This window comes from Streptomyces sp. NPDC047017 (assembly GCF_040644175.1).
In the GTDB taxonomy this organism is placed as follows: domain Bacteria; phylum Actinomycetota; class Actinomycetes; order Streptomycetales; family Streptomycetaceae; genus Streptomyces.
Window position 1 is genome coordinate 425589 of sequence record NZ_JBEYVW010000002.1, and the last position, 13231, is coordinate 438819.

The window sequence follows — 13231 nt, forward strand, 5'->3', positions numbered from 1 at the left end:
GGCCGGGCGCTGACCTGGCTCCGGCCGTGCTGCGGCCTACGGCTCGAACTTGTAGCCGAGTCCGCGGACCGTCACCAGGAAGCGCGGCGCGCCCGGGTCCGGCTCGATCTTGGCGCGCAGCCGCTTGACGTGGACGTCGAGGGTCTTGGTGTCGCCCACGTAGTCGGCGCCCCAGACCCGGTCGATCAGCTGCATCCGGGTCAGCACCCGGCCGGCGTTGCGCAGCAGCATCTCCAGCAGGTCGAACTCCTTCAGCGGCAGGTCGACCTTGGTGCCGGAGACGGTGACGACGTGCCGGTCGACGTCCATGCGGACCGGGCCCGCCTCCAGCGCCGCCGGAGTGACCTCCTCCGGCTCGCCGCGCCGGCGCAGCACCGCGCGGATCCGGGCGACCAGCTCGCGGGAGGAGAAGGGCTTGGTGACGTAGTCGTCGGCCCCTATCTCCAGGCCGACGACCTTGTCGATCTCGCTGTCCTTGGCGGTCACCATGATCACCGGGACGTTGGAGCGGCCGCGCAGCTGGCGGCACACCTCGGTGCCGGGCAGGCCCGGCAGCATCAGGTCGAGGAGGACGAGGTCGGCGCCGTTGCGCTCGAACTCGTCGAGGCCGTCGGGCCCGGTGGCCGCGACGGCGACCTCGAAGCCCTCCTTGCGGAGCATGTACGACAGGGCGTCGGAGAAGGACTCCTCGTCCTCGACGACGAGCACTCGGGTCACGGAAGGACCTCCGGGGCGGGAAGCGGTTCGTACGGGGATGACTGCGGTGATGCTGTGCGGGACTGTCCGGGGGCGGGGCCGGTACCGGTACCGCCCCCGGCCTCGTCGCCGGGGTCGGTGGCGGAGTGCTGCCGCGCGCGGTCCCGGTCGCGCGCCTCCCGGGCCGCTGCCGCCTCCGGCAGCCGCAGGGTGAAGGTGGAGCCCTGTCCCTCGGCGCTCCACACCGTGACCTCCCCGCCGTGCGAGGCGGCCACGTGCTTGACGATCGCGAGCCCGAGGCCGGTGCCGCCGGTGGCGCGCGAGCGGGCCGGGTCCACGCGGTAGAAGCGCTCGAAGACGCGCTCCTTGTCCTTGTCGGAGATGCCGATGCCCTGGTCGGTGACGGCGATCTCGATGAGGTCGCCGCCCGGCGCGTTGATCCGGCGGGCGGCGATGCCGACGCGGGTGCGGGCCGGGGAGTAGTTGACGGCGTTCTCGACGAGGTTGCCGAGGGCGGCGGCGAGCTGGCCGCGGTTGCCCCAGACCCGCAGGTCCGCCGTACCGCCGGCGGCCATGGTGATCTGCTTGGTGCCGGCCTGGTGGCGGCAGCGGTCGATGGCCTCGGCGACGAGTTCGTCGACCCGGACCGGCTCGGCGTCCTCCAGCGGGTCGTCGTTCTGCACCCGGGAGAGGTCGATCAGCTCCTGCACCAGATTGGTCAGCCGGGTCGCCTCGATCTGCATCCGCCCGGCGAAGCGCTCCACCGCCTCCGGGTCGTCCGAGGCGTCCATGACGGCCTCGGACAGCAGGGAGAGCGCGCCGACCGGCGTCTTCAGCTCGTGGCTCACATTGGCGACGAAGTCGCGTCGTACGGCTTCGATCCGGCGTGCCTCGGTCAGGTCCTCCACCAGCAGCAGCACCAGCCGCGAGCCGAGCGGGGCGACCCGCGCGGAGACGGCGAGGGCCTCGCCGCGCCCGGTGCCGCGCCGTGGCAGGTCCAGCTCGACCTGCCGTATCTCCCCGTCCCGCCGGGTGTCCCGGGCCATCTGGAGCATCGGCTCGACGGAGAGCTTGCCGCCGCGGACCAGCCCGAGGGCGTAGGCGGCGGAACTCGCCTTGACCACGGCGTCGGCCTCGTCGAGCACGACGGCGGAGGAGCGCAGTACCGAGAGGACGGTGTCCACGCCAGGTGGCAGCACCGGATCGGTGTGCAGCGAGGTGCGCGTCGGACGCTTCTGCTCGCGCTCACTGAACCGGAACGCCAGCATGGCGATGACACCGGTGAGCACTCCGGCGATCGCTGCCGCTGCGGCGACCGCCGCGTTCACGTCCATGCCTCCAGGTTAGGCATGACGGACGAGGTGCCCGCACCCGTCCGGGTGCGTCCTCGAACACTCGTCGCCCAGAGTTCACCTTCAGGCCAGTACCGGTTCACGTGAGCGGGCGGAAACGGACGCGTGGGGGCCGGACCGTGGGAGCGTGGGCTTGCAGACCACCGGTTGTCGGCCTGTTCACCACCCCTGGTTGCCACCCCTGCGGCCCCGGGAGAAGACGTAACGAGAGCACTCACGAGAGCACGCACGAGGGCACTCGCAGGAGCGCTCACAAGAGCACGAGAGGGAACCGAAGATGCGGGACGCGTACCACGAGGAACTGGACTCGATCGGCGACGGTCTGGTGGAGATGGCCCGGCTGGCCGGGTCGGCGATCGGACGCGCCACCACCGCCATCCTCGACGCCGACCTCAAACTGGCCGAAAGCGTGATCGAGGCCGACCAGAAGGTCGACGAACTGCAGCACGACCTGGAGGCCCGGGCGATAGCGCTGCTGGCCCGGCAGCAGCCGGTCGCCACGGACCTGCGGATCGTCGTCACGTCGCTGCGCATGTCCGCCGACCTGGAGCGCGCGGGCGACCTCGCCCAGCACGTGGCCAAGCTGGCCCGGCTGCGCTTCCCCGAGCGCGCGGTCCCGCAGGACCTGCACGCCACCATCCTGGAGATGGGCCAGCTCGCGCAGCGCCTGATGGCGAAGGCCGCCGAGGTGATCGTCACCAAGGACGTCGATCTCGCCCTCCAGCTGGAGCAGGACGACGACGAGATGGACCTGCTGCACCGCACCCTCTTCCAGCACCTGATCGACGACCGCTGGAAGCACGGCATCGAGACGGCCGTGGACGTCACGCTGCTCGGCCGCTACTACGAGCGCTACGCCGACCACGCGGTGGCGGTGGCCAAGCGGGTGGTGTACCTCGTCACCGGCGAGCACGCGGACGAGCTGCAGCAGGACGCCCAGGGGGTGACGAAGGTCGACGGGGCCTGAATCCGTCGTACGTCCCGGGGGGGCGGGAGGGGCCGGCCGGGCGGGCGGCCCGGCGCAGGGGCGCGAACCCGGCGCAGGGGCGCGGATGAGCCACTGTGCGCCGTTGATGCGCCCAGCGGAACGGGCATGGAATGAGCAGAGGCATTGCCGAGGCATTGCAGAGGTGTCTCAGATGCTTCTGCGCGTCCGCCCAGAGGAGGGACCCATGGCCGAATCCCCCAGTGTCACCCCCGATCCCACACAGGACCGCGAGACCGAGCAGGTCGCCGCGGTCAGAAGCCTCCCGATGCTCGCCGCCTGCGGCTGCGGCTCGGGCTGCGGCTGCGGCTGCCAGTCGGGCGCGCCATGCCAGTGCGGGTGACGGCTGTCGTCTGACGACCGTCTGCTGTCACCTGACGGCTGACGGCTGACGGCTGACGACTGACGGCTGACGGCTGACGGCTGACGGCACACCGACGTACGACGCGGGGCCCCGGCATCACCGCCGGGGTCCTCGTCGACCCCCTCGCTGATGGCGAGCCTGGCCGTCGCCGCCTGATCATGGTGGGCATGACCGACGTGACAGAACCAAGGGAACCGTCCGAGGCGGTGGAGGCGGCCGTCGCGGGTGAACTGCGCCTGATGGACCCGCGGGTGCGGGCGTCCCGGGAGCTGGCCGGGCAGCTCCTCGACCCGGAGTTCGTGGAGGTGGGCGCCTCGGGCCGGCGATGGACGTACGAGGAGATGCTCGCCGCGCTGCCCGGCATGACCGGCGCCGCGCAGGACGGCCCCCGCTACGAGCCCTCCCGCATGCGGGGAGTGCTCCTGGCCCCCGGCCTGGTCCACCTCACCTTCGAGACGGTGATCGAGGGACGGCACGCGCGCCGCAGCTCGGTGTGGCGGCGGAGCGGTGACGGCGAGGGGGCGGTCTGGCGGATGTACTACCACCAGGCCACGCCGGTCCCGCCGGAAGCGGAGTAGGAGCGACGGGACGCGGGCGGCCGTACGGACAGGCGGCCGGGTGGCCGGGCGGGCGACCGGGCGGGCGACCGGGCGGGCAATGAGGGTGCGGTTCCGGTAAAGGATTCGGCATCGACCGTTCAACAGTCTTGTCCTGTGCATGACTCAGTCGATGGGATGCGCGGAGACCACTTCGTGCGACTCCGCACATCCCAGGGGAGACTTCGTGCACATAGCCCGTACCGGACGGGGCGCCGTGGCGACCACCGCCGTCGCCGCCGCCCTCGCCGCCGCCGCACTGGCGACCGCGCCCTCGGCCGGCGCCACCAGCGCCGCCGCGCCCGCCGCCGTACCGCGCACCAAGGCGGTACCGGCCATCGCCGGGCACACCCTCGTCCACGGCGTGGCCGCGCCGCTGCCCACCGAGCAGTGCCAGGCCAAGTGGAAGATCGCCTGCTACAGCCCGCTCCAGTACCGCACCGCGTACGACCTGAACCCGCTGTACCGCAAGGGCGTCACGGGCAAGGGGCGCACGATCGTCATCGTCGACTCGTACGGCTCCCCGACGATCCAGCACGACCTGGACGTCTACAGCAAGCAGTTCGGGCTGCCCAGCAGCAAGGTGCAGGTGGTCAAGTGGGGCAAGGTCCCTGTCTTTGACCCGAAGAACTCCGACATGACCGGCTGGGCCGGCGAGAGCACGCTGGACGTCGAGATGGCCCACGCCGTGGCGCCCGGCGCCCGGATCGTCCTGGTGGAGACGGCGGTGGCGGAGACGGAGGGCACCACCGGCCTCCCGGAGATGATGAACGCCGAGAAGTACCTGATCGACCACGGTGTCGGCGACGTCATCACGCAGAGCTTCGGCGCCACCGAGAACACCTTCCCGGGCTTCGAGAAGGGCGACTTCTCCAGCATCCGGAAGCTGCGTTACGCCTTCGAGGACGCCAACCGCAAGAACGTGACGGTGCTGGCCTCCTCCGGTGACGGCGGCGCCACCGACGAGACCGCGGACGGCAAGGGCTACTACAAGGAGCGCGTGAACTCCTGGCCCTCCTCGGACCCGCTGGTCACCTCCATCGGCGGCACCCAGCTGCACCTGGACGACCAGGGCCGGCGCGTCAAGCCGGACAGCGTCTACAACGACAACGGCGCGGGCGGCGGCGGCCAGTCCCACGTCTTCTCCCGGCCGGCCTTCCAGAACGGCGTGAAGAACGTCGTCGGCGCCCGCCGCGGCACCCCGGACGTGTCGATGTCCGCCGCGGTCAACGGCGGCGCGTGGGTCTACTCCAGCTACGACCCGACCGCCACGGGCTGGGACGTCTCCGGCGGCACCAGCGAGGCCAGCCCGCTCTTCTCCGGCATCGTCGCCCTCGCCGACCAGGCGGCCGGCCACCGCGTCGGCAACATCAACGACGCGCTGTACCGCCTCGCCCGCCACCACGGCACCGGCATCACCGACGTCAACGACGGCACCGACAACACGTACGCCGGCGTCACCGGCTACCAGGCCGTCAACGGCTACGACATGGCCACCGGCGTAGGCACGGTCGACGCCCTCCACTTCGTCCCGGCCTTGGCCTGGGCGACGGCCCAGCGCCGCTGACGCGAACCTGAGACGGGGACGGCCCGGGCTTCTGGCCCGGGCCGTCCTCTCTTTCTCGCCCCCGCGAGCAGTGACCCGCTTCCTGGTCCTGCCCCTGCTGGTGACGGCGACCGATGACTATTCAGGGGGCCGGTCGTAGGAGGCCAGCGTGGCCTTGGCCGTCGAGGGGTCCATGAGCCGCAGCTCCCACGGACCCGTGTTCACGTCGAACTCCTTGCCGAATCCCACCCACTTGCCGGCCATCCGCCGCCCGGTGGGCTCGGCCAGCAGCTGGAGGGCCCCGAAGTAACGGGCGCCTCGGTAGTAGCCGTCGGTCGCGGTCTGCTCAGTCCATGTTCCGGTCACGGCACCGCCTTCCACTTGGAGGTCGAGGGTCAGCGCACTGTTCGGGTTCAGCGACGCGTTGGGCAGGCTGCGGCCGGTGAGCCGGTTGCCGTGCTGGAGGAGCACGACGTGGTGCTTCCCGGGGAAAACCTGGTTTCCCCGCCCGCTGGAGATGAACTCGTAGGTGCTCAGCCAGACGCCTGAGTAGTTGCCCCGGGGAGCGGCCTGCGGGCTCGGCGCCCCGCCGCCGGCCGGGACACCGACGGGCGAGTCCTGGAGATCGTGGCCGCCGTGCCCGTCCTCGGAGATCCGGACGAGGACGGGAGCGGGAAAGCCGAGGGACTCGATCGGCAGGCCCGTCACCGCTTCCAGCGCGCGGGCGTAGACGGGGCGGGGCGCGGCGGTGGTGCCGGACTCCCAGCGCTGCACGAGTCTCTTCGATGCGTCGTTGGGGGCTCCCGCCTGGTCTCCGGCCCGGCGGATGGCGCGGGCGAAGTCGTCCTGACTCATGAGCAGACCCATCCGAACCGCTCGGAGGGCTCCGTTTGGAGTGGCCATGCGACTCACGGTAGCCGCATCGCGACAAAAGTGACACCGAAATGACGTCTCCGACGCCGCCGATATAACGCCCCGTGCGCCGTCGCGCGCGGAGCGCTACGAGTCCACTCTGATCGGTGACGCGCCGAGCCCGACCCGCGGGAGGGTCCCGGAGCGTGCCGACCAGTGAGGAGTCGACATGACATGCCCTGCCGCCCACCCCCTGCCGACACAAGCACCCGAGGTCCCGTTCGAGCTCCCGCTCGCCGTCCTGGAAACCCTCGCGCTCCCTCCCCTGGCCGGTGTCACCGACGGCCAGTCGCGCGGCTCCGACTGCGTCTGGTGCGGCCAAGGTCCGCTGACCGTCGAGACCTCCGTCGACCTCGGCCGACAGAAAAGCGGAGGCGGCACGACCTGGTTCCCGCGCGGTTGCCGCGCCTGCGCTGCCGACCGGGCGCACCGAGGACTGTTCACGCACGCTCCGATGTGCGAACAGTGCGTGGACGAGGCGGGAACGTGCGACGTCGGCCGACTCCTGTACCGCCTGATCCGGGAGGGCCGCCGATGAACGGCGAGGCCGCGAACGCCACGCCGCGATGGCCCGTCCGGCCGGCGTACGGCTCCAGCAGTTGCCTGCGCGAGCACCCGGTCCAAGGACTGCGCTGTACCGAACCCGCCGAACACGACGGCCCGCACTGGCACGCCTACACCCGTACCGAGTGGCAGTAGGCCACGGCGGACAAGAGGCCACCTTCGGGGGCTGGCCCACTGCGTCCACGCACGTTCGGGTGCCTCGACAGCTGCGGGAATGGCGCTGCATTCTTCGAGTCACTCACGCTGGCGCGGCAGTCGTTTGCGTGATGGCCAGTCAGGATCAGCGGACGTCCCGGACGAGATCCCCGAGGACCGTCCGCTTCCCGGACCGGCCTAGGATCGCCTGTCATGGACATCGTGGAACTTCTCCTCCTTCTGGGCCTTTTCGCTGGGATCGCGAGCGTTCAGAGCCGTCTCTCCGGTATGGACAAGCGACTGGTGCGCATCGAACGTCGACTCGCCGCGGTCGCCGACCATTTGGGGCTGGAGGAGCCGGACGGGCAGCGGGCCCAGCGGGAGCGGGTCGAGTCGCTGGTGCGCGAGGGCAAGCAGGTCGCAGCGATCAAGGCGTACCGCGAGATGACCGGCGCCGGCCTGAAGGAAGCCAAGGACGCGGTGGATCAGATCGGCTAGTGGCTAGTGCCGCGTCAAAGGTCTGGCGCGCCACCTGCTCGACGACCCGGGGCACGGCACGTTGAGTGCCCTCGGCTTGCGTGGAGCCGCCCCCCTCCCCCGCCAGCCACGACGTACCCCTTCCCTGGCATCAGGTGACTGATTGCTGTGCACGCGGCATGGGCTCCGGCCCGGGGCGGGGCGGGGCGGAGACAGGAGCGCAGCGGGCCGCCCTGAACCAGTAGAGGAAGTTGCGACTCAGTTCGTGGCACCGGGTTTGAAAGCTTCTGCGCACGCTGGGAGTACCGCGGCCTGACGGTGTGCGAGTGGCAGGAAAAGTACTGGGCGGATCGCCCAGGTGATGCGGGTGTTGGCGTGTGTGATCGTCACCGTGCAGGGTTCTCGGCGCAGTAGTGCTCGGCGCGTCTCAAGGCGGCCGTCGTACAGCCACGTCCACGCTTCGTCGGAAGCGGCCGCGTCGAGGGCCGGTGAGATCGTCCGCAGGGCGACCGCCACCCATCTGTCGGCCTGTGAGGCCGAACACGCGTCGAACGAGGCCAGGAGCACTGGCCCTTCCTGCGGCCCGCGGATGGCTTCGGTCGAGCACTCGCACCAGTAGCCGCGGCGCAGCATGCCGGTCATGACCGCAGGCCCTCGGAGTGCGTGGGACGGGACGCGGGCCGCTGAGCCTGAGCAGGTGCGTGGAGTTCGGCGGTGACGGTACGGCCCGAAGCGCCGCCCTCGACCCGGATCTGGTCGGCGAGCGCGGCGACCATGCCGAGCCCTCGGCCGCTGGTGGATTCGGGAGCCGGCCGTTGGATCCGGGGGCTGGTCTCGGACGTTCCGGAGTCCGTCACGGCGATGGCGGGGGTGGTCGTCCAGCATCGCGCGCGTCCACGTACGGACGGCACGGAGTTCCCGGGGATCGCCGGAAAAGCTGCGTCGATGGATGGGCATGGCGTCCTCCATGGGCGATGACCTGCTGATCTCCGGGACGAGACGACCCATCGGCGGGAGTGGAGCAGGCGAGCCGTAGAATCAGTATCGGCACCGTACTAAAAGTACGGGCACATGGAGACGTGTATCCGTACTTTTCGTGCGGGCGCTGAGGCGCATAACGTCGCCGTGGAGCTGGTTGCCGACTTGCATGCCGACGGAGGAAGGACCTCGCATGTTCGGACTGATGGTGCGCTTCACCTGCAAGGACGACGCGGCGGCGGCTGCGTTCGACGATCTGGTGGCGCGGACGGGTGAGCACATCCGTGCGCACGAACCCGGAACGGTGATCTACGCCGTGCACCGTGTTGACGGCCGCCCCTTGGAGCGCATGTTCTACGAGCTGTACCGGGACGAGGACGCCTTCCAGGAGCACGAGTCGAAGGACTACGTCCGTCTCTTCCTCTCCGAGCGGGACCAGTACCTCTCCGCCACGGAGGTCGATCGCCTGGACTTCGTCTCCGGCAAGGGCGTGCGCGTTGAGCAGTGACTATCAGCAGGCTCTCGGCCGCAAGGTCGCCTCCTACCGCAAGCGGCGCGGGCTCTCGCAGAAGGAGTTCGCCGCGCTGCTGGGGCGTTCCGAAGCCTGGCTGTCGCAGGTGGAGCGCGGAGTGCGCCGCATCGACCGGATGACCGTACTGGAGAAAGTGGCAGACGTCCTGGGCGTACCGGCGGCGGAGTTGGCGGCCGAGGCACCCCTCATGGCCTCACCGGCCGAGGACGCATCGGCCGGAGCGGACCGCCTGCGGCTGCTGCTCAGCACTCCGCATGCTCTCAAGGCGCTTCTCGGTGAGGAACAAGAAGGCGCGGCCGCCGACATGCCGGCGCTTCGTACGGAGGTCGAGCGGGTCTGGGACCTTGCTCACCGAGGGGCCTATGCCGACCTGACCGAGCTGCTGGAGGCGCTGGTTCCCCGGCTGGAGTCCGCCGCCCGAACCGCCACAGAAGCGGACCGGGCCGACGCCTTCCGGGTGCTCGCCGTCATGTACCAGGCGTTCGGGGCCGCGCTCGCGAACATGGCGGAGCCCGAGGCCGCGTGGGTCGCGATCGACCGTGCCGTGGCCGCCGCCGAGCGGGCGGGAGATCCCTTGTTGATGGCCGCCGGCGCGTTCCGCTTGTCGATCGTCTTCCTCGGGGCGCGTCGCTTCGAGCAGGCAGCCCGAGTCTCCGGGAGCGCCGCCGAGGCACTGACTTCCGTGGCGGGAGCCGACCGGATCGATGCGGTGGCGCTCCGTGGTGCCCTCACCCTGCAACGGGCCCTCGCCGCTGCCCGGCTCAACCTGGCCGATGACGCGTACGCGTACCTCCGTAAGGCCCGGGACCTGGCCGAACAGGTGGGTGAGGGGCGCAACGACTACAACACCGAGTTCGGTCCGGCCAACGTGTCGGTGCACGAGGTGTCCGTGGCGGTCGGCCTCGGGGACGCCGGGGTGGCTCTTCGGGCAGCGCGGAGGGTCGATGTGTCGGTGCTGTCCGAGGAGCGGCAAGCACGGTTCCACATCGACCTCGCCCAAGCCCACGCCCAGCGCCGGCAGGTGGACGACGCCGTATCCGCACTGTTGAAGGCCCAAGAACTGTCACCCCAGCTGATGAACGCCCTGCCGTCCGCGAAGCAACTCGTGTCGGACCTGCTGCTCATGGGCCGGCCGCCCTCCGAAGCGTTGCGGCGGTTGGCTGGGGAGTTGGGCGCGCATGGCGCTCACAGGGACTGAGCCCTCCGCTCGCGAGGGAACCGCAAGCAGAGGGGCCGGTCGACAAAGCTCGGTTACTTCTTCTTCCCCTGGTTCTTGACCGCCTCGATCGCCGCCGCTGCCGCGTCCGGGTCGAGGTAGGTGCCGCCCGGGTTCAGGGGGCGGAAGTCGGAGTCGAGGTCGTAGGTGAGGGGGATGCCGGTGGGGATGTTGAGGCCGGCGATGTCGGCGTCGGAGATGCCGTCCAGGTGCTTGACCAGGGCGCGGAGGCTGTTGCCGTGGGCCGCGACCAGGACCGTGCGGCCGGTGAGGAGGTCGGGGACGATGGCGTCGAACCAGTACGGGAGCATGCGGACGACGACGTCCTTGAGGCACTCCGTCCGCGGGCGCAGCTCCGGCGGGAGCGTCGCGTAGCGCGGGTCGGAGAACTGGGAGTACTCCGCGTCGCGGTCCAGCGCGGGCGGCGGGGTGTCGTACGAGCGGCGCCAGAGCATGAACTGCTCCTCGCCGAACTCGGCCAGCGTCTGCGCCTTGTCCTTGCCCTGGAGGGCACCGTAGTGGCGCTCGTTCAGGCGCCAGCTGCGGTGGACCGGGATCCAGTGGCGGTCGGCGGCCTCCAGTGCCAGCTGGGCCGTGCGGATCGCGCGCTTCTGGAGGGACGTGTGGACCACGTCGGGCAGCAGGCCGGCGTCCTTGAGCAGCTCACCGCCGCGGACCGCCTCCTTCTCGCCCTTCTCGTTGAGGTTGACGTCCACCCAGCCGGTGAACAGGTTCTTCGCGTTCCACTCGCTCTCGCCGTGGCGGAGGAGGATCAGCTTGTACGGTGCGTCGGCCATGCCTCTGAGCCTAATCCACGCGATCGGTGACCCGTCCGTACGCCCGGCCCCGGACAGCGGCAGCGGCAGCGGCAGCGGCAGCGGCAAGGAGCAGCGCTCCGTCAGTTGACGGCTTCTGTTAAACGAGTGGTTCGCCGGGGATCTCAGGCCGTAAGTTGTGATCACCGCGCCAGCCACTTACATCCGGGGGTCGCCCATGTCCGTCACCAGTCTCAGACGTGCCGCCCGGGAGAGCGTCTCCGGGCTCCCCCGCGAGTTCTGGTGGCTGTGGACCAGCACCCTCGTCAACCGGCTCGGCGCGTTCGTCGCGACCTTCATGGCCCTCTACCTCACCCTCGACCGCGGCTACTCCGCCTCCTACGCCGGGCTCGTCGCCTCCCTGCACGGGCTCGGCGGGGTCGTCTCCTCCCTCGGCGGCGGTGTGATGGCCGACCGGCTCGGGCGGCGGCCCACCCTGCTCGTCGCCCAGTCCGCCACCGCCGGGTCCGTCGCCCTGCTCGGGTTCATGACCCACCCCGTCGCCATCGCGGCGGTCGCCTTCCTCGTCGGCATGGCCTCCAACGCCTCGCGGCCCGCCGTGCAGGCCATGATGGCGGACATCGTGCGGCCCGAGGACCGGGTGCGGGCCTTCTCCCTGAACTACTGGGCCATCAACCTCGGCTTCGCCGTCTCCTCCATGGCCGCCGGGTTCATCGCCGAGTTCAGCTACCTTGCCGGGTTCCTGATCGAGGCCGCGATGACCCTGATCTGCGCGGTCGTCGTCTTCCTCAAGCTGCCCGAGTCCCGGCCCGCCGCCGGTCACGGCAGCGAGGCGCCGGGCGCCGACGCCTCCGTCGGGCTCGCCGCCGTCCTGCGCGACCGGCGGTTCATGAGCGTAGTCGGGCTGTCCTTCCTCGTCGCGCTCGTCTTCCAGCAGGGGTCGGTCGGCCTGCCGGTCGCCATGGGCCGGGCCGGGTTCACCCCCGCCGACTACGGCGTGGCCGTCGCCGTCAACGGCGTCCTCATCGTCGCCCTCCAGCTCCCGGTCACCCGCCTCATCGAGCACCGCGACCCCAAGCGACTGCTCGTCGTCTCCTCCCTGCTGGCCGGTTACGGCTTCGGGCTCACCGCCTTCGCCGGGTCGGTCGGCGTCTACGCCCTGACCGTGTGCGTCTGGACCCTCGGCGAGATGATCAACGCGCCGACCCAGACCGGGCTCGTCGTCCGCCTCTCCCCCGTGCACGGCCGCGGCCGCTACCAGGGCGTCTACTCCCTGTCCTGGTCACTCGCCGCGCTCGTCGCCCCGCTGATGTCCGGCGCCGTCATCGACCGCCTCGGCGCGGCCTGGCTGTGGGCCATGTGCGCGGCCGTGGGCACGGTCGCCGCCGTCGGCTACGGGGCGCTGATGCGGCGCCTGCCGGAGGAGGGCGACACTCCTCCTTCGCCGGCCGCACCCGCTGCCCCGGCTGCCTCGGCCTCACCCGCTGCGTCGGTTGCCCCAGCCGCGTCGGCGGTCTCGGCGGCCTCGGCCGCCCCGGCTGTGTCCGCCGGCGCCGGCACGCACGCCGGCTGACCGCGCGTCCGGCGCCCTCACGGGTGCGCCCCGCCGCCCTCACGGGTGCATCCGCGCCCCCTTCAGCACCTTGTCCACCGCGTTGCGCGGGCCGTACACCGCCAGGCCGACCGGATCCAGGTCGCCGGTCCGTACGGCCCGTACCGCCGCCCGGTTGTCGCGGTCGTTGCCCGTGCCGAACAGGCCGGAGGTGAAGACCGCGCGCGGCAGGGCACGGGACAGGGCCCGGGTGCGGGCGGCGGCCAGGGTCTCCTTCGTGCCCTCGAAGACCAGGACCGGCTGGCGGAACATCGGCAGGTAGGCCACGTCGTCGGCGTCCTCGTACGGCGCGCCGATGACCTCCGGAAGCGTCGTGCCGAGGCCGCTGACCAGGAAGGCGGTGACGTTCAGGCGCTGCCAGGACTCCAGGTCCTCGCGCAGCAGTACGGCGATCCTGGTGCTGCACGCCCATCCCGCCCATCTGGTCCGGGCGTTCAGCTGACCCGGCGCTTCAAGCGGCTGGTCGGGGTGGCGCCCGGGCGCTACCGGC

Annotated in this window: 15 protein-coding genes; 9 read left to right on the plus strand and 6 right to left on the minus strand. The window is 71.0% G+C overall.

Annotated features, from left to right (window positions below; translation table 11 throughout):
• Positions 1-36: 36 nt before the first annotated feature.
• Together ABZ858_RS05230 and ABZ858_RS05235 are read right to left on the minus strand one after the other, a co-directional pair.
• Positions 37-717 (minus strand): response regulator transcription factor, encoded by a 681-nt coding sequence (locus ABZ858_RS05230; RefSeq protein WP_361372768.1) that lies wholly within the window; start codon positions 715-717, stop codon positions 37-39.
• Positions 714-2030 (minus strand): ATP-binding protein, encoded by a 1317-nt coding sequence (locus tag ABZ858_RS05235; RefSeq protein WP_361372770.1) that lies wholly within the window; start codon positions 2028-2030, stop codon positions 714-716. The genes ABZ858_RS05230 and ABZ858_RS05235 overlap by 4 nt, the downstream gene beginning before the upstream one ends.
• A 295-nt stretch (positions 2031-2325) precedes the next feature.
• On the opposite strand from ABZ858_RS05235, the gene phoU reads away from it, so the two are divergent.
• The 4 genes from phoU (at position 2326) to ABZ858_RS05255 (ending at position 5560) form a co-directional block, all read left to right on the plus strand.
• Entirely contained in the window at positions 2326-3015 is a 690-nt protein-coding gene (gene phoU / locus ABZ858_RS05240; RefSeq protein WP_361372772.1) for a phosphate signaling complex protein PhoU, read from the plus strand.
• Positions 3016-3220: 205 nt separating this feature from the next.
• Positions 3221-3376, plus strand: coding sequence for a hypothetical protein (locus ABZ858_RS05245; protein WP_361372774.1), 156 nt, complete (start codon positions 3221-3223; stop codon positions 3374-3376).
• 188 nt (positions 3377-3564) lie between these two features.
• A complete protein-coding gene (locus ABZ858_RS05250) occupies positions 3565-3975 on the plus strand; it encodes a nuclear transport factor 2 family protein (protein WP_361372776.1) in 411 nt (136 codons plus the stop codon).
• A 205-nt stretch (positions 3976-4180) separates the two neighbouring features.
• Positions 4181-5560, plus strand: coding sequence for a S53 family peptidase (locus ABZ858_RS05255; RefSeq protein ID WP_361372778.1), 1380 nt, complete (start codon positions 4181-4183; stop codon positions 5558-5560).
• Positions 5561-5677: 117 nt separating this feature from the next.
• On the opposite strand, the gene ABZ858_RS05260 is transcribed toward ABZ858_RS05255, so the two are convergent.
• On the minus strand, positions 5678-6442 hold the full coding sequence (locus tag ABZ858_RS05260; RefSeq protein WP_361372780.1) for an XRE family transcriptional regulator: 765 nt from the start codon (positions 6440-6442) through the stop codon (positions 5678-5680).
• Between the two features lie 543 nt (positions 6443-6985).
• On the opposite strand from ABZ858_RS05260, the gene ABZ858_RS05265 reads away from it, so the two are divergent.
• Both ABZ858_RS05265 and ABZ858_RS05270 read left to right on the plus strand, forming a co-directional pair.
• Positions 6986-7150 carry a hypothetical protein gene (locus tag ABZ858_RS05265; protein ID WP_361372782.1) on the plus strand — a complete coding sequence of 55 codons (165 nt, stop codon included), beginning with the start codon at positions 6986-6988 and terminating at the stop codon, positions 7148-7150.
• A 213-nt stretch (positions 7151-7363) separates the two neighbouring features.
• Complete coding sequence (locus ABZ858_RS05270; protein ID WP_361372784.1) at positions 7364-7648, plus strand: ribosomal protein L7/L12; 285 nt, start codon at positions 7364-7366, stop codon at positions 7646-7648.
• Between the two features lie 237 nt (positions 7649-7885).
• On the opposite strand, the gene ABZ858_RS05275 is transcribed toward ABZ858_RS05270, so the two are convergent.
• Positions 7886-8269, minus strand: coding sequence for a hypothetical protein (locus ABZ858_RS05275; RefSeq protein WP_361372786.1), 384 nt, complete (start codon positions 8267-8269; stop codon positions 7886-7888).
• A 529-nt stretch (positions 8270-8798) separates the two neighbouring features.
• Between ABZ858_RS05275 and ABZ858_RS05280 the strand changes: the two genes are divergently transcribed.
• On the plus strand, positions 8799-9113 hold the full coding sequence (locus ABZ858_RS05280; protein ID WP_361372788.1) for an antibiotic biosynthesis monooxygenase: 315 nt from the start codon (positions 8799-8801) through the stop codon (positions 9111-9113).
• Positions 9103-10335, plus strand: coding sequence for a helix-turn-helix transcriptional regulator (locus ABZ858_RS05285; protein WP_361372790.1), 1233 nt, complete (start codon positions 9103-9105; stop codon positions 10333-10335). Before ABZ858_RS05280 ends, ABZ858_RS05285 begins: the two co-directional genes overlap by 11 nt.
• 53 nt (positions 10336-10388) lie before the next feature.
• Here ABZ858_RS05285 and ABZ858_RS05290 read toward each other — a convergent pair whose 3' ends face one another.
• Positions 10389-11150: a phosphoglyceromutase gene (locus tag ABZ858_RS05290; RefSeq protein WP_361372792.1), complete on the minus strand. Its 762-nt coding sequence runs from the start codon at positions 11148-11150 to the stop codon at positions 10389-10391.
• Positions 11151-11346: 196 nt separating this feature from the next.
• Between ABZ858_RS05290 and ABZ858_RS05295 the strand changes: the two genes are divergently transcribed.
• Entirely contained in the window at positions 11347-12702 is a 1356-nt protein-coding gene (locus tag ABZ858_RS05295; RefSeq protein ID WP_361372794.1) for an MFS transporter, read from the plus strand.
• A gap of 39 nt (positions 12703-12741) precedes the next feature.
• On the opposite strand, the gene ABZ858_RS05300 is transcribed toward ABZ858_RS05295, so the two are convergent.
• Positions 12742-13179, minus strand: a complete 438-nt coding sequence (locus ABZ858_RS05300; protein ID WP_361372984.1) for a DUF2000 domain-containing protein — start codon at positions 13177-13179, stop codon at positions 12742-12744.
• Positions 13180-13231 lie beyond the last annotated feature (52 nt).